The organism is Corynebacterium sp. UMB10119B, from assembly GCF_030228125.1.
Lineage (GTDB): Bacteria > Actinomycetota > Actinomycetes > Mycobacteriales > Mycobacteriaceae > Corynebacterium > Corynebacterium pseudogenitalium.
Genome location: NZ_JASPBG010000001.1, coordinates 1 through 23,928, shown reverse-complemented (window position 1 = coordinate 23,928; position 23,928 = coordinate 1). Strand labels below are relative to the sequence as shown.

Sequence of the window (23,928 nt, the reverse complement as noted above, 5' to 3'; positions counted from 1 at the left end):
ACCACCATGACCAGCGATAACAATCAACATGTTAGGGATTTGGTAAGTCGGACTTTAGGGATTTGGTAGATTGCACTTTATGGATTTGGTAAGTCGCACTTTAGGGATTTGGTGAAATAGTGTTCATTCCGAGGGAATTGGGACAGCATCTTGAGCAACTGGCTTCGTGGTTTCCGATCGTGAGCGTGACCGGACCACGGCAAAGCGGAAAATCGACATTGATTCGTGAACAGTTCCCTGATTTCACCTATCTCAATCTCGAAGATCCAACGCTACGCGCGTTAGCCACCGAGGATCCCACGGGCTTTATCCATGATCGTGGCTCTGCCCTCATCATCGACGAGGCTCAGTATGCGCCCGAGCTATTCTCGTCTCTGCAGGTTATTTCGGACGAACGGGGCACACCGGGACAATACGTGCTCTCCGGTTCGCAGAACTTCCTCCTCATGGAGAAGATCTCACAGAGCCTGGCGGGAAGAGTAGGCATCACTCACCTGCTTCCTCTCTCTTTCCAGGAAGCACTCACCACACGACCAGATATGAGCACTGAGGCATTCATGGTTCGTGGTGGCTACCCACGCCTGTATCAAGTGGATATGCCACCAGAAATTTATTACCAGAACTATCTCCGCACATACGTTGAGCGGGACGTCACGCAGCTACTCAATGTCCAGAACGCGGAGGCCTTCCAAAAGATGATGAAGCTATTAGCGCTGAACGCAGGAAGCCTCATCAACTACACCGGACTGGCTCGTGAACTCGGCGTCGCGTTTGCAACCGTGAAGAACTGGGTAAGCATCCTGGAGTCCAGCTTCATTGTGTTCGCGCTACGTCCCTTTCACACTAATTCCCGCAAGACGCTCACGAAGACCCCCAAGTTGTACTTCTATGACACCGGCCTGCTTTGCCACCTCTTGGGCCTCCGCACAAAAGCAGACCTCGTGAACTCCCCAGCTTTCGGCGCGGTGATGGAGAACCTCATCGTGGCAGAAACCGCCAAGTGCTACCACCACCAAGGGATAGCTCCCGAGCTGTATTTCTACCGAGACGACAGCAAGATTGAAGTGGATCTCCTCGACATGACGCACGAGCCACGCGCTGTGGAAATAAAGTCCTCCGTGACCTTCCGCTCGCGCTACGGAAGAAACGTCGCCACGGTTGGCAGTCAGTTGAGCATAGATCCGGCGCAACGCTGGGTGGTCTACCGCGGCGAACACCGCCAACAATTGGAAGAGTTCAAGGTGCTGCCCGCATCCGAGTATCTACGTCAGGATTTCGCGAGTCCTTCAAACCAGGTACGCTGACACGCGTACTAACTCTGGATGGTGGTGTAAGCAATGCGCAAAGTCGTATCCACGCTCGTTGCGGTGGCGGTGCTGTGTACTGCGCCGAACGCGGTCGCGAACCCGCTCGTGGGCAGCTCACAGGCGTTCTCTCAATCCAGTTCCCAGGCTGGTGAGGAGCTCCGCACGGCTATCTACCGGGCGCTGCCGCCGCAGGCGCGCAATCATCCGTTGGCACAGCAGCTCGCTCCGGCCCCTGCACCCAGCGCGCCGACTCCGGCCCAGGATCAACCTGCGGACTGCTCCAACTGTGTGGCCGTCACGTTCGACGACGGTCCGGCTGCATCCACGAATCAGGTGTTGGATATCCTTGCGCGCAAGCACGCCACGGCGTCGTTTTTCGTGTTGGCGCCGAAGGTCCGCGCGAATGCGGGCGTCGTGAAGCGGATGCGGGCTGCCGGTCACACGGTAGCCAGCCACACTGCCACGCACCGTGACTTGACGAGGCTTTCGCAGCCGGAGGTGCGTCGCGAAGTGGAGGAGGGCTCCCGCGCGATTGCTGATGCCACTGGTGCTTCCCCGCGGTTTGTCCGCCCGCCGTATGGGGCGCTCAACGCGACGGTGTCCGAGGCGGCGCGGGTGCAGGGTCAGGCGGTGGTCTTGTGGGACGTCGATACGCTGGATTGGAAGCACCGCGACCCGGCGCGGACGTGCAAGACTGCGGTTGACCAGGCACGGGCCGGGTCGATCGTGTTGATGCACGACATCCACCCGACGACGGCCCAAGCCGTGGAGTGCGTGATCGACGGCCTGCGGGCGAAGGGGCTGCGGCCGGCGAGCTTGGATCAGATGGTGCCGCAGCCGGTGCCAGGTAAGACGTACACCACAAGGAATAGTTAGCTCGCCTGCATCCGGGCGACCATGTCGTGGGCGATCCACGACTCTACTGACTCGCCGTCGATGGTCCACGCGGGGTGGTCGCCGCCCTCGAAGTAGGCCAGGTGGTGGGGCATCATGCTCATCACGTGCGGGATGAGGTCAATCAGTGGCATCGGGATCTGAGGAACGCCTAGCCCGGCGGCCATCGGCAGCAGTTCCTGCGCGGCCACGTGGAGCAGCACGCCCAACCCGGTGATGTCTTCTCCCGAAAACGGCGGTGTCTCCCCCGCATATTCCTGTACTACATGAGACACGGCAGCAAGTTCCCACGCCAAGGCAAGCATCGTAGCGATGGGGTTGTGCCCGAAGTCCTTGAAGCCGCGTCCGGCTAGTTTGTGCAGCGGGGCCGCGGCGGGCTGGGCGAGGCGCACGCCGACGCGCTGCGCCAACCCGTCGTGCTGCGTGGCGCAGGCGAGGTCGTTGCTGTGGCAAAACGTGAGTACCTCAGCCTCAGCGTCGTGGAAGCTGGTGCGGCGTGGCCCGGTGAGACCCGAGACATCGCTAGCAAGGCGTACGCCGTCGAGCGGGATGAGGATTTCGCCGTTCTCGCCGCGGACGCCACGCGCGCCGGTGACTGTTTCCGCCGTGTGGTAGGTGGTGCGGCTGCGCCCCGGATCCGCGATAAGGTAGGCCGCGACAAGGCTCGGGTCGGGGGACTCCGCCACGAGGTCCCCGAGCAGGCCAGCCCCTTGCGAAAACCCGAGGAACAACACCTTCGTGTCCGGGCATGCGTCGTGGAGCGTGGCGAGGTGCGTGCGCACCGCACGCTTGCCCGTATCTAGCGACGCCCCGTACGGCAGGGCCATGTTCGTCCTGGTCTCCCCCAGCGTGCCGAGCACGCCAACCGAGGCCGTGTACGGCACCTGCCAGGCAGACACGCTCTCGCCAGCCGCTTCGACGTCAGCGATCAGGGTCGACCCGGGTCGCAGTCCGCGCACGTGTAGCGGGTCGTCGCCCTGGTTGGAGTCGCCGGTGCCGGCGGCGATGACAATCTCGAAATCAGTGCAGCGCTGCGGTGAGGTCGCGATGTTGCGCTCGTACGACTCGAGCGGGGCCTCGGGCAAAGGCTCGCTATCGCCTTTCCCCAGTAACTGCGCCTGAGCTGGCGGTGCCACAGGCGGCACCACAACACACGCAGCACACAGCGCAGCTGCCAACACTGTGTGAACAACCCTCATGAGTCTTCCCTCCATGCGTTGAGGTCCACCGTGAATCCCCCGATGGACCCGCGAGAGGTATATTGCCACACCTCGGGAGTGCCCATGCCGAGTGGGGATGGCCAGGTGTCGGCACCGGGGAAGGCTGGCTCGTTGGGGCCCCAGTCGGCAAGCCAGAGGGCGCCGAACTGGGAGGGGCGCGCCAAGCGCATGTATCGACGCCAATACCAGGCATTCGTATAGACGCCAGCAACGCGCACCCCACGCCCCTGGAAGGTGTCGTAGGCGGAGCGGACGTCGGAAAGCGCGAGCCCGGCAGGGCTTTCCACGTCGAGCCACATCGGGCAATTCATGGCGCCGGGGGCGCGCTGGAGTACCTCGACGCTGGCCTCCACCTGCTCGTTGATGGTGGTTCCCTCGGAAGGGCTGCGCAGGAAGTGGTAGGTGGATACGTTGAGGTGGGCGGAGCGGGCGTCGACAAACAGGGTGGGGAACGCATGGTCCTGGTAGGTGCCATCCGTGGTGCGGATGATGGCAAAGTCGAGCGGGCAGGCGGTGAAGTCAAAGCCTGCCTGGTGCTCGGATACGTCGACGCCGAACCGCATTAGTTGCGCTTGCTAAAGCCCATGCGTGGCTGGAAGCCCTCGGGGCGCTTGCGCTGGGCGGCGGCGTCGCCGATGACGAGGCGCCACTTCGCGTCCGTGACCGGCATGTGGGATAGCGGGAACCAGCCGACGTCGATGGATTCGTCGTCACCGACGACGGGCTCCTGGGAGGGGTCGACGGCTTCGAGGCGGATCTGCGTCGACATGTAGCTTGCGACGTCCCCATTTTCGTGTGTGACGGGACCGATGGCGCCGACGCCGAGGATCGCTGCCGGGGTGGCCTTGATGCCGGTCTCTTCGAGCACCTCGCGCACCGCGGCGTCGTGGGCGTCCTCGCTAGGGTCAGCGATGCCGGTCACGGGCGTCCACTCCTCGTTGTCCGCGCGGCGGACGAGGAGCACTTCGGGGACTGCCCACGGGGTGTCCGCGGTGGAATCCCGCAGCACGACGGCGCATACGGAGGGAACCCACATTGGGTCGGTTCCGATCTTTGTTCGGGTCTGCACGATGAACTCGGGTATAGGCATGGGTTCAAGTGTACTTCGGTTACTATTTACGGCATGTTGCACACCACCACTGATGACTCCGCTCAGTCTGCCGCTTTGCTTCGTCGAGTGCCGACGGCGGTGTTCGTGGTGGTCTACGGCGCGCTTGTGGTGGTGTTGGCGTCGCTGGCAGTTGCGCTGTACGTCTACCAGCACAATGCCCCGCAGGAGACTCGGCTGCAGCGCGAACTAGTGTTTCAGCCCGAGGCACCGCAGGCCGACATCGCGTCGATAGAAGCGAGCATCCGGCCGTACCTGATCGCGGATGCAGAGGTGCGCGAGGCGCATCGCGGCGCAGCGCTGCGCGGCGACATCACGGATACCGCGGTGCAAGACGTGGACTCGTTCGCGGGGCACCTCTCACGCCTGCTGCAGCAGAACTGCATCCCCGGCGTCGAGCTGCGCACGGGCAGCAACCTCAACGTGAGTTTGTGGGACTACTGCCACGACGCTCCCGCACCAGAATCGATTGCGCAGCAAATGCGCCTCGCGCTGAGTTACGACGCCGACTTCGTTGGGTTCCTGCACTACCCGTTCGGACAGAAAGTCAAGGTAACGTGGATGAACGTGGCCGACGAGGCTGATCGCGACAGCCTCATCGCAATGTGGGAAGACGTTGGCCTCCCCGACGGCTTCGTCGAGGTGATTTACCAGGCTTACGGAGCTGGCGAAGTGACCACGCTCGAGATTGATGACAAGGGCAAGCACGACTTGCAGACGAACCCGACGCCCGATACGCAGTAGCTCACCACTGCTGTTCGACCCACTGGGCGTCCGGCACGACGCGCTCGATGACGCTCAGGATCTGGTCGACGTTGGAGTAGGACATCATGATCGGGTGCTCCATGCCTTCCCAGCACTCCTCTCCTGAACGGTCGGCTTCCGTCCCGGATACCACGCCGATGATGGTGGCGCGCCCATTCACGTCTGCGAAGACGGGGCCGCCTGAGTCGCCGGAGGAGGCGCAGACGCCTGCGATGTCGCCGCGGGACTCGCGCTTTGCTTCGTCGTCGTGGCCGGTGACGATCTGGACGCGGCTCGCGGCCTCGAAGTGGCCACAGGTGTAGCCGGTCGTCCCGCCCGTTTTGCAGACGCGGTCAACAGGGCCGATGTCGGCACCGATGCCAGTTGGGATCGGGTCGCCGACGAGCGGCACAGCGCGGTCCGTGTCGTAGATCTCGATAATGCCGACGTCGATGCGCTCCGCCTCTGGGTCCTCTACATCAGGGGTGTAAAGCCCGGAGTAGATAAACCTACCGACTTCCTGCGAGTAGTCGTTCGTGTCCGAGGCCCCTTTCGGCCACACCAGGTTGCCTTCACGCCCGCAGTGCCCGGCGGTGACGGCGTAGGAGCGGCCGTCGGCACCCGAGAACGTGAACGCGACGGTGCAGGACTGCGCGGTGAAGCGCTCCCCCGGCTCTGGGTAGTGGTCCGTGGACTGGATCAGCGAGCCCGGCGCCCACGGTGCGAACTCGGGCACCAGGATCCGGTTGCCCGTTGCCGCGGCAGGCGGTTGCTCCCCGGGTCGCTGGACGGCTTCCTGGGCTTGGCGCTCCTCGGCGGTGCGCGTGTCTATTTCAGAGGTGTGCAGGCCCAGCCACACCACCATCCCGACCAAGCACAGCGCGGCGACGATGATGGTAAACCACGCGGCACCACCTAGCCCGCGACGAGGCGCCGGCTGCCCTACTGGGGCGACCGGCTCCGGGAACGTCCACTGTTGCCCGTTTTCGGGCTGGTATTTCTTGGCGAGGTCGCCGCTACTGCTCATCGCCCGCTTCATCGTCAGCGAAGGCGGGGTCGCCCTTGGCAGCTTCTTCCTTCTGAATCTTCATGTCTCGGATGAACTTCTCGGGGTCGAACTCGGTGAAGTACTCCGGGCCTGCGAACTGTTCCTGTGCCATGTTCTACTTCCCTTCGATGGAGTCTTGGATAAAGGCCTTCACGGCGTCGGCGTCATTCGGCAATTCGGTGACGTGCCGTGGTTGGTCCATGATGCCACGGAAGCGTTCGGGCACCTCCGGCTGGGTGCCGGTGGCCTCGACGATGGTCTCGGCGAACTTCACCGGCAGCGCGGTCTCAAGCACAACGATAGGAGTGTTGACGTCGCCGCTGACAGCGCGGGCGGCGTGGACACCGTCGGCGGTGTGCGGGTCAATCAGCACGCCGGAGCGCTCGTGGACCTCGCGGATGGTCGCCACGCGGTCAGCGTGGGTGGACGAGGAGGAGCAGAAGCCGAACGCGTCGCGGATGCGGTCGAGGACGTCTGCGCCGCCGAAGTCCTCGGCGTCGAAGCCGCCGTCGTTCACCTTGGTGCCGAAGAGCTCGCCGGTCAGCGCGGCGTCGCGCCCGACGGCGTCGAACATCATGCGCTCGAAGTTCGACGCCTTCGAGATATCCATGGACGGCGAGGACGTCGCCTGAGTCTCGGCCGCGCTGCGCGGGCGGTACTGGCCGGTGCGGAAGAACTCGTCGAGGACGTCGTTCTCGTTCGTAGCCACGATCAGGCGGTCAACGGGCAGGCCCATCCGCTTGGTGATGTAGCCCGCGCACACGTCGCCGAAGTTGCCGGTCGGCACCGAGAAGCTCACCTTCTGCGAGTTGCTCTCGGTCACACGCAGGTAGGTAGAGATGTAGTAGACCGTCTGGGCCAACAGGCGTGCCCAGTTAATGGAGTTGACGGCGCCGATGGCGTACTTCGCCTTAAAGTCGGCGTCGCCGTTGACGGCCTTGACCACGTCCTGGCAGTCGTCGAAGACGCCGTCGAGGGCGATGTTGAAGATGTTCGGATTGTCCAGGCCAAACATCTGGGCCTGCTGGAATGGCGTCATCCTGCCAGCTGGGGTGAGCATAAACACGCGGATGTTGTCGCGGCCGCGCATCGCGTACTCGGCAGAGGAACCGGTATCGCCGCTGGTAGCGCCCAGGATGTTCAGGTGGCGGCCGCGACGGCCCAGCTCGTATTCGAAGAGCTCGCCGAGCAGCTGCATCGCCATATCCTTAAACGCCGCGGTTGGCCCCTCGGAGAGGTGTGCCAGCCACAGGTCGTCCTCGAGTTTGGTTACGGGGACGATGGCGGCGTCGTTAAATACGGGGGTGCGGTAGGCGCGGGCGGTGATCGCTTCGATGTCGGCGTGCGGGATGTCGTCGATAAAGAGCTTGAGCACTTCGGCGGCGAGTGCCGCGTACCCGCGCTCGGCGAGCAGCGTGCGCCAGCTGTCGAGCTGCTCGGGGCTCAGCTGCGGGTACTCCACGGGAAGGAACAAGCCGCCATCCGGGCTTAAGCCCGTGAGCAGGATGTCGGTGAACTTGTAGGTTGTGCCTGCGGTATCGCGCGTTGAAATGTAATCCACGGTTGCACAGTCTACGTGACGCACCGGACCCGCATGCCGGATTGCACAGCCAAAGGAGTACGTTATACCGCATGCCCCATTCCAACTCCCCTGTCTCCCAGACCAACGACCCACAGCAGCGCGTCACCCGGCGCGCCCTTTTTGTGTGGTTCGCTGCGGTCGCGGTGTACGTGGTCGCCATCTTGGGTCGCACATCCTTCGGTGTCGCGGGTGTTGAGGCGATCGACCGCTTTGGTATCGACGCTTCTCGGATCGCAGTGTTCACCGCAGTGCAGGTTGGTGTGTACTCGTTGGCGCAGATCCCGACCGGGGTGCTCATCGATAGGCAGGGGCCGCGCTTCATGCTGATCGTCGGCGCGCTCGTGATGGCGGTGGGCCAGATCCTGCTCGGGTTTACGTCCTCCTACCCTGTCGCACTTGCGGCGCGCGTGCTCATCGGCGCGGGCGACGCCACGGCGTTCCTGGCGGTGATGCGTATCCTGCCGAGCTGGTTCCCTCCCCGCAAGACGCCGCTGTTTACGCAGCTGTCCACTGCGATTGGGCAGATGGGTCAGTTCCTGTCCGCGGTGCCGTTCTTGGCGCTGCTGCACGCGAAGGGCTGGCAGGTCGCGTTCGTCTCGCTCGGTGCGGTCGGGGTGCTCGTGGCGCTCGCCGCGGTGGTCGCAGTGGCGGACGCTCCCACGAAGCCTGGCGAGGAGGCTGCGGCCAAAAGCGCAAAAGTGCCGCTTCGCACCACGCTCTCGACGGTGGTGCGCTCACCGGTGTGCTGGGAGGCATTCTTCATCCACGGGTTCTCCATCTTCCCGATGATCACCTTCACCCTGCTGTGGGGTGTGCCGATGATGACGCTCGGCATGGGCCTGAACGAGCAGGAGGCCGGCACGGTGCTCATCGTGCTGACGGTGTGCATGATCGTCGCATCGCCGGTGCTCGGTGCGGTCTCTGCACGCTTGGGCGTGCGCCGTGACATGGCGGTCATCGTGCTGTGCTCGCTGACGCCGCTGATGTTTTTGTGGTTCTTTTCGACGTCCACTCCGCGCGGCTTCGGCGCGATCCTGGCGGTGGTGATCGTGATGGGCACAGTGGTGCCCGCGTCCAACTTCGGATTCGATAACGTGCGCGAGCACGTACCACCCGCCATGGTGGCGACCGGGACCGGCCTGGCCAATATGGGCGGGTTTACCTCCTCCATGGTGGCAGCCCAGGCTGTGGGGATTTTGCTGGACCACTCGGCAGATTCGGTGCAGTACACGTGGGAGGACTTCCAGTACGCCTGGATCGCGGTCTATGTGCTAGCAATCCTGCTGATCGTGGGCCTGCTCGTGGCACGGGCGAAGGCGCAGCCGCAGATGCGCCGACTCAAGATCGTCGAGCAAGCGCCACCAACGAAGGCAAACTAGCGCCGCGGGGGTTCCTGGCGCCCGGTCAGGATGTCAACGACGGAGCGGATGGCGGCGTCGCCAAGCTGCGGCAGCGCCGAGGATCCGGGCGTGGAGACCGTGGTCGGCCCCTCGCCTTCGCGGGTGCGCTCGGGCACGCGCTGCTGGTGTGCATCCGTGGTGCCGGGCTCCACGGCGATGCTCAGCGTGGAGTCTGCCAGCTCGAGTGCGGTGTCTGCGGTGACGCCGGCGACGCGGGCGGCGTCGACAAGTGCGACGAGGTCCGCGAACGTTGCGTGTTCAAGGTCAATTGCAATCTGTACAGCCATGGGCACCAGCATAAGTTATTCGAACTCGTGCGAGGGGGCCTCGCCCCAAAACACCTCCTCAACCACGTGGTATGCGCGGCGGGTGGTGCGCCGATAGTCCTCCAGGAACTGCTGTTGGTGCTCCGGGCTGTAGCCCGCGGAACCAGCGACGGGGCCGAGCTGCGTGCCCGGCGCGGGCAGCTGGTCGGTGCGCTTGCCGGTGACGAGCACGATGGCGTTGCGGGCTCTGGTGGCCATCAGCCATGCCTCGCGCAGCTGGCGGGCTTGGTGTGGAGCGATGACCTGCGGTAGGTCGTCGTCGGGGTCGGTGAGGTAGTCGAGGGCCTCCAGCGTGGAGGTGGTGTGCAGGGCCGGGTGAGTGTGCGCGTGCATCATGGTGAGCAGCTGCACGGTCCATTCGACGTCGGCGAGCGCCCCGCGGCCCAGCTTGGTGTGGGTGGCGCGGTCCGCCCCGCGGGGCAGGCGTTCGTTGTCCACGCGCGCCTTGATGCGGCGGACCTCCCTGATGTCGCGCTGGCTGGCACCCCCCGGCGGGTAGCGCACTGGGTCGATGACGCGGAGGAAGTCCGCGCCGAGGTCCCGGTCACCGGCGATGGTGACGGCGCGCAGCAGCGCCTGGCGCTCCCACACCTCGCCCCACTCGGTGTAGTAACGCTCGTAGGACTCCACCGTGCGCACCACCGCGCCAGAGCGCCCCTCGGGGCGCAGTCCGAGGTCGACCTCGAGGGGTGGGTCGGCGCTCGGCTTGGCCAGGCGCGCGCGCATCGCCTCAATGACCTTGGCGGCCCACACGGTTGCTTCGTGGTCGTTGTAGCCCTCGTTGGCTGCGGCAACCACCATCACGTCCGCGTCCGAGCCATAGCCGAGCTCCGCCCCGCCGAGTCTGCCCATCCCGATCACAGCGATGCGCGCCGGCGTTGGGCGCTCGGGGTCCTGGTGCTGGGCGCGCATCTCTGCGGCGAGCGCGGCGCGCAGAACGGCGTCCCACACGTAGGTGAGCTCCTCGCAGACCTGGCGCACCTCCATGAAGCCGAGCAGGTCGGCAGCGGCGATGCGCGCGAGCTCCGCCCGACGCAGCGAACGCGCCACCGACACCGCGCGGTCCGGGTCCTCGTAGCGCCCGGCGGCTGCGACGATCGCCTTCTCCACTTGGTCGGGCGCCGCCTCGATGAGGCGCGGACCCGAGGAGCCGTCGCCAAAGAGTTTGACCACCTCAGGGGCCGCGATGATCAGTTCGGAGGCGTACGGGCTGGTGCCCAGGATCTGCATGAGGCGCTGGCTGACCACGCCCTCGTCGCGCAGCATGCGCAAAAACCAGCTCTTATCCTCCGCCGCCTCCGAAAGCTTGCGGTAGTTCAACAGCCCCGCGTCCGGGTCCGCGGTGCCACCCAGCCAGTGCATGAGCGACGGCAGCAGGATCGCCTGCAGCTTCGCCCGGCGCGAGGTGCCCTTCACCAGCGCGGTGAGGTGGTCGTGGGCGCGCGCCGGGTGGCGGTAGCCGAGTGCGGCGAGCTGGGCCTTGACGGCGTCGGCGCTCAAGGTAGCCTCGCCGTAGCTCAGGTTCACCACCGCGCTAAGCAGCGGACGGTAGAAAATGCGTTCGTGCAGGTTGGCCACGGTGAACCGGACCTGCTTGAGGCGGGTGCGCAGCGCCTCGGTCGCGGTCGCGCGTGGGCCGGTGCGGAAGCCTGAGGTGCGCGCGAGCCACCGCAGCGCTTTCGCGTCGTCGGGTTTGGGCAGCTGGTGGGTGCGCTTGAAGCGGGTGAGCTGCAGTCGGTGCTCGAGCAGGCGGAGGAACTCGTAGGCGTCGATCAGCTTGGCGCCGTCCTCGCGTCCGATGTAGCCGCCGTCGGTGAGTACTTGGAGCGCGTCGACAGTGTTCTTCACCCGGATGCTCGGGTCGATGCGCCCGTGCACGAGTTGCAGCAGCTGGACGGCGAATTCGACGTCGCGAAGCCCGCCGCTGCCGAGCTTGAGCTCGCGCTCGCGCAGGTCTTTCGGCACGTGCTCGAGCACGCGCCTGCGCATCGCCTGGACGTCCTCGACGAAGCTTGTGCGTTGCGACGCCTCCCAGACCAGCGGGCGCAACGCCGCGATGTAGCGCTGCCCCAGCTCGGCGCTGCCTGTCATCGGGCGTGCCTTGAGCAGCGCCTGGAACTCCCAGGTCTGCGCCCACCGCTTGTAATACGTCAGGTGGCTGTCAACGGTGCGCACGAGCGCGCCGGACTTGCCCTCCGGGCGAAGGTTGGCGTCGACCTCGAAGAAGCAAGCGGTGCCCAGCTGCATCACCGTGCTGGCGGTCTTGGTGGCCGGGGCAGTGGCTGGTTCGGCGACGAAGATGACGTCGACGTCGGAGATGTAGTTCAGTTCGCGGGCGCCGCACTTGCCCATTGCCATGATCGCGAGGCGGGAGTCGGGGTCGTCGTCGCCGTAGGTTTCGCGGACGGCGACGGCCAGCGCGGCGGTCAGAGCGGCGTCGGCAAGCGTGGTGACGTACTCGGTGACGTCGCGGTAGCCCACCTCACCTGCGAGGTCGGAGGCGGCGATCCGCGTCATCAGGGTGAGGTAGTGCTCGCGAAGCGGTGCGGTGGCGCTGGCGTGGCGCGACCACTCCTGCCCCGCCCGGTAGGTGCCGGGGGTGGTCAGGTCCTCGCTTGCGGTGTCGCCCTCGAGGCCCGCCGGTGCGGCGTCGACGGCTGCGAGCATCGTGAGGAAGAGCTCCTCGCTGCCTGGGAGCGGCTCGAGCAGGCTGCGCCAGCGCTGCGGGTGCGCCACCAGGTGGTCGGACAGCGCCGTGGAGCCGCCGAGCAGCGCGAACAGCCGGGTGCGGAACTGGCCGTCGGCCGCAAGGTGGGACTGCACGTCCTGCCAGGATGGGGCGTCGTCAAGCGCGCTGAAGAGACGGTAGAGCGTGTTGAGCGCCAGGTCTGGATCGCCGGCGTCGGCAAGCGCTGCGAGCACCTTCGCATCCGTGATGCCGAGCGTGGCTAAGTCCTCGGCGGCGCGGGGGCTGGTCAGCCCGAGCTTCGCAGGGTTCGGCAAGGGTGCGTCTGCAGACATGGTGTTTCCTTAAAGGTCGATGCCGCTTTCGATCTCCCACGGGGTGATCTGGGAGGTGTAAGCGTGGTACTCGTCCCACTTCGAACGCAGGAAGAACTCGAAGACCTGCTCCCCGAGCACTTCCGCCATGAACTCGGAGCGCTCCAGGTGGCGCAGCGCCTGGTCGAGTGAGTTCGGCAGGTCGCGGTACCCCATCGCGCGGCGCTCCCGGCGAGTCAGCGCGAATACGTCGTCGCGGCTTGGCTCGTCGAGCTCATACTCTCCCTCGATGCCGCGCAGGCCCGCTGCCAGCACCGCCGCGTACGCAAGGTAAGGGTTGCAGGCGGAGTCCAACGAGCGGACCTCGATGCGGCGCGAGTCCGCCTTGTGCAGGCGGTAGGTGGGCACGCGCACCATCGCGGAGCGGTTGGACACGCCCCACGTCGCCGCGGTCGGCGCCTCCGAGCCGAACTGGAGGCGCTTGTATGAGTTGACCCACTGGTTCGTCACCGCGGAGATCTCGTTGGCGTGCTCGATGATGCCCGCGATGAACTGGCGGCCCGTCTTGGACAGCGAAATCTCATCGTCCGGGTCGTGGAAGGCGTTGGTCTCCCCCTCCCACAGTGAGAAGTGGGTGTGCATCGCGGAACCATCCATGTCCGCGAACGGCTTTGGCATGAACGTGGCGTGCACGCCGTTGGCCTCCGCGACGGTCTTCACGATGTAGCGGAAGGTGACCACGTTGTCTGCCATGGTCAGCGCGTCGGTGTGCCGCAGGTCGATCTCCTGCTGGCCGGCGCTGGCCTCGTGGTGGGAAAACTCGGTGACAATGCCCATGTACTCCAGCGCGGCGATCGCCTGGCGTCGCAGCTTCGGTGCCTCGTTGCGCTTCGCCTGGTCAAAGTAGCCGCCCTTGTCCGCCGGCACCGGGTCCTCCCCAGGCATGTTCTGCTTGAGCACGTAGTACTCGATTTCAGGGCTGGCGTTGAACTCGAAGCCGAGCTCGCGCGCGTGCGTCATCTGACGGCGCAGTACCTGGCGCGGGTCGGCGTAGAGCGGGTCGCCGTCCGGCATGGTGATGTCGCAGAACATGCGGGCGGTCTGCAGGCCGGTGCCTTCGTCGAACGGCAGCGGCTGGAAGGTGGAGGGGTCCGGGCGCAACAAGGTGTCGGACTCGGAGATGCGGGAGAAGCCCTCGATGGAGGAGCCGTCGAAGCCCACGCCCTCGTCGAAGGCGGCCTCAAGTTCGGCGGGGCTCATCATGACGGTTTTCAGGGATCCGAAAATGTCAGTGAACCACAGGCGGATGAACGCGATGTCTCGCTGTTCAACCATGCGAAGTACGTTTTCCTGTTGCGTGTCCATAGTGTTGTACCCTACTGCGCCTGCGCTCATGTCGCCGCGAAAGTGGGCGAACACGTTAGACTTTGCGGTGACCACACATGCTTCGTGTTGAAAGTAGGGCTTCGCCGTGGCTGCACCACATGAGTACGTAGAAATTGAGATCAAGTTAGCTGTCGACGACTCCACCGCCGTCCCCGACATGCGGCAGCTGCCGGGGGTGTCCGCGCTCGCGAGCACGAGCCACCAGCAGCTCTCCGCAATCTACTACGACACGGCTGACCTGCGCCTGACGCGCGAGAAGATCACGCTGCGCCGCCGCACGGGAGGCCCGGACGACGGCTGGCACATGAAGATTCCAGCAGGTCAAGGCCGCACCGAGCTACGCTGCCCACTGCAGGACCCGCACACGGTCCCGCAGGAGCTTGTCGACGCCGTCCGCGCCATCGTGCGCCGCCACCCGCTGCAGCCCATTGCCCAGGTGGACAACCACCGCGTGGAAACCATCCTCGCCGACGAGGAAGGCCAGCCCGTCGCCGAGTTTTGCGACGACCACGTCTCCGCCCGCTCCCTGCTACCAGGGGGTTCGCACACCACTTGGCGCGAGTGGGAACTCGAACTCACGGAGCAGGTCGCGGGTACCAACGCAGGTGCGTCCCTGCTGCGCCAAGCGGAGCGCTACCTGCTCTCCTCCGGCGCTCGCCCGTCCTCCTCGCCGTCGAAGCTGACGTCCGCACTCGGGGACTCGTTGGCGAAAGCTCCGCTGCCCCCGCACCTCACCGAGGCGCACCTGTCTGCGGATTCCCCGCTGCATTCCCTGTTAACTTCCGTACGCACGCTTCGCGACACCATCGTTCACGGCGACCGCGCCGTACGCGCCGACCAGTGGGACTCGGTGCACCAGCAGCGCGTGGCAATCCGGGAGCTGCGCTCCATCCTGCGCACCTTCGACGGGCTCGTGCAGGGCGATGCGTTTTCGAACATCGAGAAGGAACTCAAGCACGTCGCGGGCGTGCTCGGGGTGGCGCGCGACGCTGAGGTGGTGCACGCCCGGTGGTTGCAGCTGCTCGACACCGACGACTCCGGCTGCATGGATGATGCTGCCGCAGCCCACCTGCGCGAGGATATGCACAGCGTGTACAAGCTCGCGCACCGCAACATCGTGAACATGTGCAACAGCGACGCCTACCTCAACCTTCTCGACGCCATCGATGAACTCATCGCGAACCCTCCCCAGGTGCGCGAGGGCATCAAGGACAACGACGAGGCCCTGGCCCGCCACGTGCGCAAGGCATATAAGAAGCTGATGAAGCGCCACGCCAAGGTCGACGACCGCTACCACGACACGTCACTGCCGCGCGCGAAGCGCGAGGCCTACGTGCACGACGTACGCAAGGCCGCCAAGCGGCTGCGCTACGCCGCGGCCGCCACCGGCGACCCGAAGTTCAAGCGCCTTATCAAGGCCTGCAAGCGCCTGCAATCGATGCTGGGTGACTTCCAGGACTGCGCGACCTCGCGCGAGGAGCTGCTGGTGCTTGCGAAGCTGGCGCGCCAGCGCGACGAGGACGTGTTCGCCTACGGCATGTGCTTCCAGCGCGAACTCCGCGACGGTGAAAAGGCACTGCGCGGCTACTTCGGCGCAATCCGCGAAGTAAAGAAGGCGGCGCAGAAAGCCCTGTAAGCCCTGTAAGTCCTGTTCGTGTAGTAGGGGCTACTTCTCCCAGGAAGGTGGGGTGCCCCAGTTGTCCTCTGCGGCCTCTTCCGCGTCCGCCTGCTGGTTACGCGCGGCCGCGATGCGCAGCGCATCCTCGGCTTCCTCGCGTGTCTTGTAGGGGCCCATGCGGTTTTCCCAGGACTGTTCTTTGCCCTCGGTGATCTCGCCGGTGGTCGGGTTGTAGTAGAAGTTTCCGTTCATGGCGCCCACCTTAGCGCCGCGGGTATGGTTGTGCCCTATGAATGTCCAACAGGAGATGCGTGCTGCGCATGCCCACCACGCTGGCTGCGCCCCCGACCATGTGGCGTCCGCGCCGGCAACAGTGGTGGTGGCTGGTGATGGCGTCGATAGTTATGGCGGGGCGAGCATCATCGGGCTTGGCCCGCAGCGGGTGTGTGCCGCGGTGAGCCGCAGGTCGGACGATGTCATTTCGCTCCAGTTCACGCGTTCCGACGGCCAGGTCCTCGCCGCGACCACCACCCTGGCGGCGCTCAACGCGCCCACCGCGGGCACCGAGGAAGCGCAGCTCGCGCACCGGATTACCGGGTTGATCCATACGCTGATCCACCGCCAGGTGCTTTCCCGCGAGACCACGGGAATGGACATCTCAGTGGTCTCCCACGTCCCGCACGGTGTTGGCCTCGGCGAGATTGCCGCGGCAGAAGCCGCCATCACCCTGGCGTGCGCCGGCGCCCACGACGATATCGACGCCCCTCCCCTGCGCACGAAGCTTGCGGAGGTCTGCGCACAGTCCGCCACCGCGTACGCCACGTCCAGCCCACTGAAGGCGCGCTACACCGCGGCGCTTCGCGGCCACGGCACCACCCTGAACCTTGTGGAGCAGGCGGACGGCTCGGTCACGCAGATCACCCACCCGGAGCGCCTTGGCCTGCGGCTGTACGTGGTGGCCAAGGAGCAGGCTGCGCAGCCAGACGCGTTCGCGGAGTCGATGCGGCGGCGCCAGGAGTTCATCGAGACGGCAGCTGCAAACTTCGGCGTGGCCTCGCTGCGCCAACTACCGGACGCGACCGCGCGCGTGGTCCAGTGGGTGGAGGCCCGCCACACCGTTGGCGATAGTTCCGCACCGGATCCACAGCGCGCACGCGCAGTGCTGCAGCGCTGTGAGGACGAAACGGCACGCGCACTGGGTGCGGCGCAGGCGTTGCGCTCGCAGCAGATCGATGCGCTGGTCAACGCGCTGCACCCCCACGCGGGTGACGCCGCCGATGAGGCCCTGGCGACCCCGGCGCTGCTGAGCCAGCTTGCGTGCGAGTGCGGAGCGAGCGTCGCAAGACCAGCCGCACCTGGGGTCTCCCAGTCGGTGCTGGCGCTGGTGCCGGCGTCGAAAGCCGAAAACTTTGCCTCCCGAATGAAGGAGAACCTGCTGGTCATCCCGATCACGACGGGTGAGGTTGGCAGGATCGAAGTGTAAGGCGAATGAGCCAGCCTATAAGCCGGATTCTGTACCCACGTCCGTAGGCGCGGGCGGCAACCATCCATCTGTGCGTCCCATCGCTGGGCGCATCAAGCAGCTACCTTCGGACTGGGCGGGCAGCCTCATCACGTCCGACGACCCCAGCCTTGCGGCTGCGGTTCTTGCCTTGCTCCCGGTGGGGTTTACCTGGCCACGCACATCACTGTGCATGCCGGTGCGCTCTTACCGCACCCTTTCACCCTTACCTACCCAGTTGCCTGGGTTGGCGGTGTACTTTCTGTTGCACTTGCCCGCGGATCGCTCCGGGTTGCTGTTAGCAACCACCGTGCCCTGTGGAGTCCGGACTTTCCTCGGTCCCCGCCAGCCACAACGCGTGTGGCGGTTCGGGGCGACGCGGTCGCCCGGCCGGCTCATTCGCACTGTGCCACTCTACAACACAGCGGCCGGTGCGCTTTATTTTCGGTGGTGGGCGACGTCGTTGACGCAGCGCACCACGCCCATCTCCCCGTAGAACTCCACCACAGAAATCGACGCCAAGTCCAGAAACAGGTGCTTGAACACTTCAGCGCTCACGTTCAGCCCCTGACGGATCACCGACTTGATCGGCGTGGTGTGCGCCACCAAGAGGATGGTTTTGCCCTCGTAACGCTCCTGGACGCGCAGCCGGGCACGCGTGACGCGGCGATGCAGCGATGCCAGCGACTCCCCGTTCGGCGGCGCGGTGGCGGCGGAGGCCTGCCACGCCTCGAACTCCTCGGGGTAGCGCTGCTGCGCGTCCTGCCTGCTGAGCGCTTCGAAGTCACCGAAGTCCACCTCGCGGAAGCCCTCCTCGGTGACGATGTCCTCGTGCGCAATCCCGAGCGCGTCCGCGCAGGCCTGCGCGGTTTGCTGGGCACGCGCCTGCGGTGAGGCAACGATCACGTCGATGTGCCCCATCTCGGCGAGCGCGGCCGCGGCCCGGCGCGCTTGCGCCTGCCCGATTTCGGTGAGCGGCGGGTTGGCCTGCCCGCTGTAGACGCGGCGGGCGGAGTGTTCGGTTTGGCCGTGGCGCAGCAGCACGAAGCGGGTGCGTGGGGCGTCGGTGCCGGACCAGTGGCCGGGGCTGGCGGTCTCGTGGGGCTGCGCCTCTTTTGGTGCTGCCGGGGCAGCCTGCTTCGGTGCTTGCGCAAGTGCCTCGTGTGCAGGCGCCTCGTGCGCAATGAGGCCCTTTTTGCCCTTCGCGGCGGCGTCCATGGCTACGTTGGACAGCTCGTCCGCCTTCTTGTTCTTGGCGCGCGGCACCCACGTGTACGTCACCTTTGTGCACGTGCGCGCAAGCTGCTTCGCCTCCAGTGCGAGCTGCTGCATGTCGGGGTGTTTGATCTTCCAGCGCCCGTTCATCTGCTCGACCACGAGCTTGGAGTCCATGGACACCGCGACTTCGTCGGCGCCGGCGTCGATGGCGGCCTTCAGCCCCTCGATGAGCCCGTGGTACTCCGCGACGTTGTTCGTGGACTTCTTGCCCACCGCGTAGACGACTTCCGCCAGCGTCTCCCCGTCCGGGCCGTAGACGACGGCGCCGCTTCCGGCCACGCCGGGGTTGCCGCGGGAGCCGCCGTCGCAAAACATGGCTACCTTCATGCGCCTACTCCTGTACCTGGGTGCGTACCAGCAGTGTGCCGCAGTTCGGGCACATTGGGACCTCGTCGGCCGGGGTGGCGTTGACCTGGTTGCGCTCGGTGGCGGGCAGGGCGATGAAGCAGCCGTTGCAGGTGCGGCCGTTGAACGCGGCGGCGCCGATTTCGTCGTAGGCCTCGAGGACGTCCGCGGGCAGCTGGCTGCGCAGTGCTTCGGTGTCCACGCGCTCGCGTGCCGGGAGAGCGTCCACGGCGCGCTGTGCGGCCTCGACCTTGCGCTCGAGCCCGTCCAGGCGAGCCCCATGGTTGTCGCGGTTGTTGCGCAGCGCCGCGATCTCGTTGTGGGCCTCCTTCAGCTCATACTGCAAATCCGCGATGCGCGACTTCGTGGTGTAGCGGTCGTGCTGCAGGTCCTTGCGGCGCTCCTCGTCCGTCTCCGCGCCGAGCATGCGCTTGTTGTCCAGGTCGCGGCGCTTGAGCTTGCGCTCGTCTTCCTGGATGCGCAGGATCTCCAGCTCCATGTCGTCGACGGCGAGCTGCGCCGCAGACGCCGCGCCGCGCATGCGCTCGAGCTCCGCGGTGAGGCGCTGCAGCTCCTTTTCCTCCTCGCTCGTGGCGTCGGGGTGGGCGGCCTGGCGGTCAGCCTTGGCAAGATTCAGTAGTACCTGCTGGAGTTCTACGGCAAGTTTCACGGGGAAGCACTGCTCCTTTACTTGGCTTGATTCGGGTGGGCGGAAACGGTCCATGGGTCCGTGCGCACGGGGATGATGCACGTTTCCACGCCTAGCGGGTTCACGATACCCTCTGCCTGCTGCGTCCACGGAAATTCACTCGCCCAGTGCGCAGTATCGATCACGGCGGGCCCACCAGCGCGCAGGTGCTCGTCGACTGGGTGGTGGCGCAGGTCCGAGGTGACATAGACATCGACGCCGAGCGCCCTCGCATCGTCAAGGAAGCTGTCGCCCGAGCCGGAGGAGACGGCGACGGTGCGCACCATCTGCTCCGGGTCGCCTGCGGCGCGCACGCCCCACACGGTCTCAGGCAGGGCGTCGGCCACGCGCTGGGTGAACTCGCGCAGGGTCATCGGCTCAGGCAGGGTGCCCACTCGCCCAAGGCCGGTGGCTCGCTCGAGCGCCCCCGGCGTATCGACGTCCACATCCCCCACCGGGCGAATCGGCCTGCCGGGCCGAATCCCGACCAGCTCCGCCAACTTGTCATTGACCCCCGGGCGCGCCGAGTCCGCGTTCGTATGCGCCGCGAACAACGCGCAGCCGCCGCGGATCAGCGTGTGCACGACCTTGCCCTTCGGCGTATTCGCCGCAACAGAGTGCACCCCGCGCAGCAGTAGCGGGTGGTGAACCACCAGCATGTCCGCGCCTTCCTCCAGCGCGCGCTCCACCACGCTCATCGTGCAGTCCAGGGCAAACGCCACCTTGTGCACGGGCTCGTCCGGGTCGCCGCAAATCAGGCCGACCTGGTCCCAGCTTTCGGCGAGTTCGGGCGGGTAGGCGGCCTCGAGTGCCGCGACAATATCTCCTACAGTCTTCGTCGTCATGGCAACTAGCCTACAAACCTGGAATGCTGGTGGGCGTGACACTCCAAACAAACCGCCCGACCGTGCTCTTTGACGTCGACGGCACCATCCTCGACTCCTTCCCAGGAATCCGCGAAGGCTTCCTGCGGGGGCTCGCCGCCATCGACGTCGCCCCGCCCGACGAAGCGTTCATCGCGAAGATCCCGGGGCCGCCCATGCGCGAGTCCTACGAGAAGGCCGGGTGCACGCCCGCGCAAGTCGACGCCGCGATGCAGGTCTACTCCGACTTCATGAGCACCGACGGGTGGCAGCAGTTCACCGTCTTCGACGGCATGGCCGAACTCATCGCCCAGCTTGACCGGGATGGGTTCCGTGTCGGTACGGCGACGTCCAAAAGCGAAACCTTCGCCGAACTCGCGCTGAAGCGCGCGGGCATCTGGCCGCACCTGGACTTCCTCGGCGCCGCCGACCACGAGCGCGGCCGCAGCACCAAGATCGCGGTGCTGGAGTACGTCCACAACACCTTCGCAGCAAAGCGCCCCATCATGGTCGGCGACCGCACCCACGACTTCACGGGTGCCGCCCACTTCGACATCCCGTCCGTCGCCGTGACCTGGGGATACGGCGACGCCGAGGAGTGGGCACAGGCCACCCACACCGCACAAACCGCAACCGAGCTCAAGGAGATCCTCTATGCATATTGATTTCGTGTGCACCGGCAACATTTGCCGCTCGCCCATGGCGGAAGTCATCATCGCCGCCAAACTTGCCGACGCCGGCCTCGCCAACGACGTCCGCGTCACCTCCTCCGGCATCGGCGGCTGGCACGTCGGCGGCCCCGCCGACCCGCGCGCCGTCGCCGAACTCGCCAACCACGGCTACGACGGCACCCGCCACCGCGCCCAACAGTTCGGCGCCAACCAAATCGATGCCGACCTCATCGTCGCCCTCGACACCAACCACGTCTCCGAACTCATCGCCCGCGGCGTCCCCGAATCCCGCATCCGCCTGCTGCGCTCCTTCGACCCAGCCGCCCCCGAAGGCGCCGGCGTCGAAGACCCCTACTACGGCGGCGCCGACGGCTTCCAAACCACACGCGAACAAATCGAAGCCGCCGCCCCAGGTATTATCAGCTGGGTCAAAGCGCAGCTAGACTAGCCGGAGAAAGTACGGAATCTGTGAAAGCGGGAGCAACAATGCAACCTGAAACAGGTGCACAACCATGGTGGAAAACGTTTCTGACCCCAGGCTGGGTCATCGTCGCCATCCTGATCGTGCTGTTCTCCTACTTCGCATTCACCCTGCTGGCGCCCTGGCAGCTCAACAAAAACGAAGCGCTCGTCGAGCGCAATGACCACATCAAGACCGCCTTCGAGCATGACCCGGTGCCGATCGGAGAGGTCGTCGACAAGCAGGGTGCCCTTGCCCCCGGCGCCGAGTGGACCCGCATCACCGCAACCGGCACCTACGCCCAAAACAGCGATGTGCTGCTGCGCCTGCGCCCCATCGACCGCACCCCATCCTTCCAAGTACTGACCCCATTCCGCCTGGACAACGGACAAAGCGTGCTCGTCAACCGCGGATGGGTCCCCGCCATCGGCTCCACCCAAGTCCCCGACATCGACGCCCCACCCACCGGCGAACAAACCATCTCCGGCATGATGCGCGTCGACGAAGGCGTACACCCCTCCGCACCCCTCAACGACCAGGGCTACACCATGGTCTACTCCATCAGCCCAGGTCAAGTCGGCGAACTCACCGACACCGCCCTGGCCAGCCCCTACGTCCAACTCCTGAGCGACTCCCCCGGCGTCCTCACCGCCATCCCCCTACCCATGCTCGAGACCGGCAACCACCTCTCCTACGGACTCCAGTGGATCGCCTTCGGCATCATGGCGCCCGCCGGCCTCATCTACTTCATCTGGGCCGAAACCCGCGAACGCCGCCGCTTCAAAGAAGAACAAGCCGAGCTTCTCGACGCCCCCTCCGAACCCGCCGAGCCTGTTGCTCCCGCCTCCGCCCCCGCTGCTCCCGCTGCTCCCGCTCAGGCGCGGTCCCGCTACGGCACCCAACGGCGCAACCCCTGGGCCAAATCATACGAAAAGGAAGAAGAACGCTAATGCCCCACCAGCTGACCCAACGCGACGTCAAACATCTCGCCCGCTGCCTCACGCTGCTCGGTGACGCCAACATCCACCTCGACGCCGCCGCCGAACCCGCCGACATCGAAGACGCCATCCTCGACGACCTCGACGCCTTCCGCGAAGCCCCGATGACCACGCTGCTCGGCCTGCGCGGACCCCACAACGCCCCGCTCATCGACTCCGTCGTCCACAGCGTCCCCCAAACCGACAACGCCTTCGTCCACCTCCTCGACTACATCGCCCTCGCCGCCAAAGCCCTGCGCGCCGAGCTGCGCGAAGTCGCCGTCTTCCCCGACCCCGACAACATCGAAACCGGCTCCCTCCGCCTGCGCGTCGGCGAGTGGGATGTCACCGACATCGACATCCCGGCCGGTTCTTCTGGTTCTGCTGGCATCCCTGATGCCGAGCTGGCCATCATCGGCGCCCTCATGCCCCTCGACGCCGAAGCCGTCACCTTCCAGGCCCCGCAAGGAGTCGGCGTCGTCCTCGCCGACGTCGTCCCCGGCACGCCACAGGCCAGCATGCAGGCCGTCTTCACCGCCATCGAGGCGGAGCTGTAGGGGTATCTGCGCCCGCTGGGTGTTCGCTGGGCACCACATTTCCGGGCGGTACGTTCGCGACCTGGGGAAATGCACGACTTCCGAGCCGAAATGCCGGGATTTGGTGTGCAATCCCTCAACCAACCGAAAAAGTTCCCACGTCCGGGAGCTATTTTGCGTTTTAGGCCGGTTCGCGTCGACCAACGGTTCCGTTTCGCCAGGTCGCGACGAATGCCCACAAAGATCGTTCCCGGTTTCACAGATCTGCGGGGAACTTTCCTGAGGACCATGCCGACCCATTCCGGTCGAGGTGTTAGAAGCGTGCGATGCAGGTCGCGCCTCCCGCCCGGCCCGGGTCGATTTTCGGCGACCAGCATCGCTCTCCTTGAATCTCACGCTTTTAACCCGGACCAGAAACCTAAGGAAGCTGCCTGAACGTTAGCTGTGCACCACAATCCAGCGCGATCGAGCAACGACCAGGGGAAACGTAAACGCGGCAATCAGAAACCGGGAATTTGGTGCGCGGCCCATAGCGAAGCTGTTTCCTGAACGCTAGCTGTGCACCACAATCCAGCGAGGACAACAACGGCTTAAGGGACATTTTGTGTGTATAAATCTGTCCGGTTTCCTGGGATGACCTCGCCTAACAGTCCGATATGGTTTCCAAAACAGTTCCATTCGCCCGTTTCGAGAAATCAACACCGAATACCACCACACCTGTGGTATAGGGCCCGACCGTGGTGCGGTAAGGCCAATTGCTATGGCAATCACAAACCGGCCGTCTTGCCCACTATGCGGCCACACACTGATAAAAAACGGAACCACAACCGCAGGCACACAACGCTGGCGCTGCCCGAACTGCAACGCATCCACAATCAACCCCCGCGCCCGCACCAACGATGTACGCCACTTCAAAATCTTTCTCGACTGGATCCTTTCCGGGGAACCCGCAGACCGCGTCGCTCAACGACACAAG

At 65.5% G+C, this 23,928-nt stretch carries 24 protein-coding genes and 1 other RNA gene; 11 read left to right on the top strand and 14 right to left on the bottom strand.

Features of this window, described 5'->3' with window-relative positions:
• Positions 1-119 precede the first annotated feature (119 nt).
• The gene (locus QP802_RS00125) at positions 120-1,304 is read left to right on the top strand and encodes an ATP-binding protein (protein ID WP_256059731.1); all 1,185 of its coding nucleotides are present in this window, start codon (positions 120-122) and stop codon (positions 1,302-1,304) included.
• Positions 1,305-1,337: 33 nt separating this feature from the next.
• Positions 1,338-2,183, top strand: a complete 846-nt coding sequence (locus QP802_RS00120) for a polysaccharide deacetylase family protein (protein ID WP_284817388.1) — start codon at positions 1,338-1,340, stop codon at positions 2,181-2,183.
• On the opposite strand, the gene QP802_RS00115 is transcribed toward QP802_RS00120, so the two are convergent.
• The 3 genes from QP802_RS00115 to QP802_RS00105 are packed head-to-tail and all read right to left on the bottom strand — an operon-like array spanning position 2,180 to position 4,511.
• Positions 2,180-3,400 carry a cutinase family protein gene (locus tag QP802_RS00115; RefSeq protein ID WP_284817387.1) on the bottom strand — a complete coding sequence of 407 codons (1,221 nt, stop codon included), beginning with the start codon at positions 3,398-3,400 and terminating at the stop codon, positions 2,180-2,182. The genes QP802_RS00120 and QP802_RS00115 overlap by 4 nt on opposite strands.
• Positions 3,397-3,984 (bottom strand): glycoside hydrolase family 25 protein, encoded by a 588-nt coding sequence (locus QP802_RS00110; protein WP_284817386.1) that lies wholly within the window; start codon positions 3,982-3,984, stop codon positions 3,397-3,399. The genes QP802_RS00115 and QP802_RS00110 overlap by 4 nt, the downstream gene beginning before the upstream one ends.
• Entirely contained in the window at positions 3,984-4,511 is a 528-nt protein-coding gene (locus QP802_RS00105) for an NUDIX hydrolase (RefSeq protein ID WP_284817385.1), read from the bottom strand. The genes QP802_RS00110 and QP802_RS00105 overlap by 1 nt, the downstream gene beginning before the upstream one ends.
• Before the next feature lie 33 nt (positions 4,512-4,544).
• Between QP802_RS00105 and QP802_RS00100 the strand changes: the two genes are divergently transcribed.
• Entirely contained in the window at positions 4,545-5,273 is a 729-nt protein-coding gene (locus QP802_RS00100) for a hypothetical protein (protein ID WP_284817384.1), read from the top strand.
• 1 nt (position 5,274) lies between these two features.
• Here the strand turns inward: QP802_RS00100 and QP802_RS00095 are convergent, their stop codons facing one another.
• From QP802_RS00095 to thrC, 3 genes are read right to left on the bottom strand one after another with little or no spacing between them, the layout of a single operon-like run.
• Positions 5,275-6,300 (bottom strand): trypsin-like serine protease, encoded by a 1,026-nt coding sequence (locus tag QP802_RS00095; RefSeq protein ID WP_284817383.1) that lies wholly within the window; start codon positions 6,298-6,300, stop codon positions 5,275-5,277.
• Positions 6,290-6,433: a hypothetical protein gene (locus QP802_RS00090; protein ID WP_168156175.1), complete on the bottom strand. Its 144-nt coding sequence runs from the start codon at positions 6,431-6,433 to the stop codon at positions 6,290-6,292. Before QP802_RS00090 ends, QP802_RS00095 begins: the two co-directional genes overlap by 11 nt.
• 3 nt (positions 6,434-6,436) lie before the next feature.
• Positions 6,437-7,882, bottom strand: a complete 1,446-nt coding sequence (gene thrC, locus QP802_RS00085) for a threonine synthase (RefSeq protein WP_284817382.1) — start codon at positions 7,880-7,882, stop codon at positions 6,437-6,439.
• A 71-nt stretch (positions 7,883-7,953) separates the two neighbouring features.
• Here thrC and QP802_RS00080 point away from each other — a divergent pair, with 71 nt between their 5' ends.
• On the top strand, positions 7,954-9,282 hold the full coding sequence (locus QP802_RS00080; RefSeq protein WP_284817381.1) for an MFS transporter: 1,329 nt from the start codon (positions 7,954-7,956) through the stop codon (positions 9,280-9,282).
• Here QP802_RS00080 and QP802_RS00075 read toward each other — a convergent pair.
• The 3 genes from QP802_RS00075 to glnA are packed head-to-tail and all read right to left on the bottom strand — an operon-like array spanning position 9,279 to position 13,994.
• Positions 9,279-9,590: a hypothetical protein gene (locus tag QP802_RS00075; protein ID WP_252932132.1), complete on the bottom strand. Its 312-nt coding sequence runs from the start codon at positions 9,588-9,590 to the stop codon at positions 9,279-9,281. The genes QP802_RS00080 and QP802_RS00075 overlap by 4 nt on opposite strands.
• A 15-nt stretch (positions 9,591-9,605) precedes the next feature.
• Positions 9,606-12,650 (bottom strand): bifunctional [glutamine synthetase] adenylyltransferase/[glutamine synthetase]-adenylyl-L-tyrosine phosphorylase, encoded by a 3,045-nt coding sequence (locus tag QP802_RS00070; RefSeq protein ID WP_284817380.1) that lies wholly within the window; start codon positions 12,648-12,650, stop codon positions 9,606-9,608.
• 9 nt (positions 12,651-12,659) lie between these two features.
• Positions 12,660-13,994 (bottom strand): type I glutamate--ammonia ligase, encoded by a 1,335-nt coding sequence (glnA, locus tag QP802_RS00065; RefSeq protein ID WP_070363460.1) that lies wholly within the window; start codon positions 13,992-13,994, stop codon positions 12,660-12,662.
• Positions 13,995-14,100: 106 nt separating this feature from the next.
• Between glnA and QP802_RS00060 the strand changes: the two genes are divergently transcribed.
• Entirely contained in the window at positions 14,101-15,651 is a 1,551-nt protein-coding gene (locus QP802_RS00060) for a CYTH and CHAD domain-containing protein (RefSeq protein ID WP_284817379.1), read from the top strand.
• A gap of 30 nt (positions 15,652-15,681) precedes the next feature.
• Here QP802_RS00060 and QP802_RS00055 read toward each other — a convergent pair whose 3' ends face one another.
• On the bottom strand, positions 15,682-15,885 hold the full coding sequence (locus tag QP802_RS00055) for a hypothetical protein (protein WP_070362162.1): 204 nt from the start codon (positions 15,883-15,885) through the stop codon (positions 15,682-15,684).
• Between the two features lie 37 nt (positions 15,886-15,922).
• Here QP802_RS00055 and QP802_RS00050 point away from each other — a divergent pair, with 37 nt between their 5' ends.
• Positions 15,923-17,116 carry a galactokinase gene (locus QP802_RS00050; protein ID WP_284817378.1) on the top strand — a complete coding sequence of 398 codons (1,194 nt, stop codon included), beginning with the start codon at positions 15,923-15,925 and terminating at the stop codon, positions 17,114-17,116.
• Between the two features lie 2 nt (positions 17,117-17,118).
• On the opposite strand, the gene rnpB is transcribed toward QP802_RS00050, so the two are convergent.
• The 4 genes from rnpB to QP802_RS00030 form a co-directional block, all read right to left on the bottom strand.
• An RNA gene (gene rnpB, locus QP802_RS00045) (RNase P RNA component class A) lies at positions 17,119-17,532 on the bottom strand.
• A gap of 40 nt (positions 17,533-17,572) precedes the next feature.
• Positions 17,573-18,739, bottom strand: a complete 1,167-nt coding sequence (locus tag QP802_RS00040) for a bifunctional RNase H/acid phosphatase (protein ID WP_070362160.1) — start codon at positions 18,737-18,739, stop codon at positions 17,573-17,575.
• 4 nt (positions 18,740-18,743) lie between these two features.
• Positions 18,744-19,427: a zinc ribbon domain-containing protein gene (locus QP802_RS00035; protein WP_284817377.1), complete on the bottom strand. Its 684-nt coding sequence runs from the start codon at positions 19,425-19,427 to the stop codon at positions 18,744-18,746.
• A gap of 17 nt (positions 19,428-19,444) precedes the next feature.
• The gene (locus QP802_RS00030; protein ID WP_070362158.1) at positions 19,445-20,290 is read right to left on the bottom strand and encodes a Nif3-like dinuclear metal center hexameric protein; all 846 of its coding nucleotides are present in this window, start codon (positions 20,288-20,290) and stop codon (positions 19,445-19,447) included.
• A 35-nt stretch (positions 20,291-20,325) separates the two neighbouring features.
• On the opposite strand from QP802_RS00030, the gene QP802_RS00025 reads away from it, so the two are divergent.
• The 5 genes from QP802_RS00025 to QP802_RS00005 all read left to right on the top strand — a co-directional run.
• A complete protein-coding gene (locus QP802_RS00025; RefSeq protein WP_255366067.1) occupies positions 20,326-20,973 on the top strand; it encodes an HAD hydrolase-like protein in 648 nt (215 codons plus the stop codon).
• Positions 20,963-21,427 (top strand): low molecular weight protein-tyrosine-phosphatase, encoded by a 465-nt coding sequence (locus tag QP802_RS00020; protein WP_070477939.1) that lies wholly within the window; start codon positions 20,963-20,965, stop codon positions 21,425-21,427. Before QP802_RS00025 ends, QP802_RS00020 begins: the two co-directional genes overlap by 11 nt.
• A gap of 38 nt (positions 21,428-21,465) precedes the next feature.
• A complete protein-coding gene (locus tag QP802_RS00015) occupies positions 21,466-22,389 on the top strand; it encodes an SURF1 family cytochrome oxidase biogenesis protein (RefSeq protein WP_284817376.1) in 924 nt (307 codons plus the stop codon).
• Positions 22,389-22,973, top strand: coding sequence for a hypothetical protein (locus QP802_RS00010; protein WP_284817375.1), 585 nt, complete (start codon positions 22,389-22,391; stop codon positions 22,971-22,973). The genes QP802_RS00015 and QP802_RS00010 overlap by 1 nt, the downstream gene beginning before the upstream one ends.
• 739 nt (positions 22,974-23,712) lie before the next feature.
• A partial coding sequence (locus QP802_RS00005; RefSeq protein WP_479684159.1) for an IS1/IS1595 family N-terminal zinc-binding domain-containing protein occupies positions 23,713-23,928 on the top strand: 216 nt, incomplete at its 3' end.

Excerpts from the sequence above, each read along its gene's own strand:
- QP802_RS00120 (WP_284817388.1), top strand. The coding sequence starts at position 1,338 with ATGCGCAAAGTCGTATCCACGCTCGTTGCGGTGGCGGTGCTGTGTACT.
- QP802_RS00115 (WP_284817387.1), bottom strand. The coding sequence starts at position 3,400 with ATGAGGGTTGTTCACACAGTGTTGGCAGCTGCGCTGTGTGCTGCGTGT.
- QP802_RS00110 (WP_284817386.1), bottom strand. The coding sequence starts at position 3,984 with ATGCGGTTCGGCGTCGACGTATCCGAGCACCAGGCAGGCTTTGACTTC.
- QP802_RS00105 (WP_284817385.1), bottom strand. The coding sequence starts at position 4,511 with ATGCCTATACCCGAGTTCATCGTGCAGACCCGAACAAAGATCGGAACC.
- QP802_RS00100 (WP_284817384.1), top strand. The coding sequence starts at position 4,545 with ATGTTGCACACCACCACTGATGACTCCGCTCAGTCTGCCGCTTTGCTT.
- QP802_RS00095 (WP_284817383.1), bottom strand. The coding sequence starts at position 6,300 with ATGAGCAGTAGCGGCGACCTCGCCAAGAAATACCAGCCCGAAAACGGG.
- QP802_RS00090 (WP_168156175.1), bottom strand. The coding sequence starts at position 6,433 with ATGGCACAGGAACAGTTCGCAGGCCCGGAGTACTTCACCGAGTTCGAC.
- QP802_RS00080 (WP_284817381.1), top strand. The coding sequence starts at position 7,954 with ATGCCCCATTCCAACTCCCCTGTCTCCCAGACCAACGACCCACAGCAG.
- QP802_RS00075 (WP_252932132.1), bottom strand. The coding sequence starts at position 9,590 with ATGGCTGTACAGATTGCAATTGACCTTGAACACGCAACGTTCGCGGAC.
- QP802_RS00070 (WP_284817380.1), bottom strand. The coding sequence starts at position 12,650 with ATGTCTGCAGACGCACCCTTGCCGAACCCTGCGAAGCTCGGGCTGACC.
- glnA (WP_070363460.1), bottom strand. The coding sequence starts at position 13,994 with ATGGACACGCAACAGGAAAACGTACTTCGCATGGTTGAACAGCGAGAC.
- QP802_RS00055 (WP_070362162.1), bottom strand. The coding sequence starts at position 15,885 with ATGAACGGAAACTTCTACTACAACCCGACCACCGGCGAGATCACCGAG.
- QP802_RS00050 (WP_284817378.1), top strand. The coding sequence starts at position 15,923 with ATGAATGTCCAACAGGAGATGCGTGCTGCGCATGCCCACCACGCTGGC.
- QP802_RS00040 (WP_070362160.1), bottom strand. The coding sequence starts at position 18,739 with ATGAAGGTAGCCATGTTTTGCGACGGCGGCTCCCGCGGCAACCCCGGC.
- QP802_RS00030 (WP_070362158.1), bottom strand. The coding sequence starts at position 20,290 with ATGACGACGAAGACTGTAGGAGATATTGTCGCGGCACTCGAGGCCGCC.
- QP802_RS00020 (WP_070477939.1), top strand. The coding sequence starts at position 20,963 with ATGCATATTGATTTCGTGTGCACCGGCAACATTTGCCGCTCGCCCATG.
- QP802_RS00015 (WP_284817376.1), top strand. The coding sequence starts at position 21,466 with ATGCAACCTGAAACAGGTGCACAACCATGGTGGAAAACGTTTCTGACC.
- QP802_RS00010 (WP_284817375.1), top strand. The coding sequence starts at position 22,389 with ATGCCCCACCAGCTGACCCAACGCGACGTCAAACATCTCGCCCGCTGC.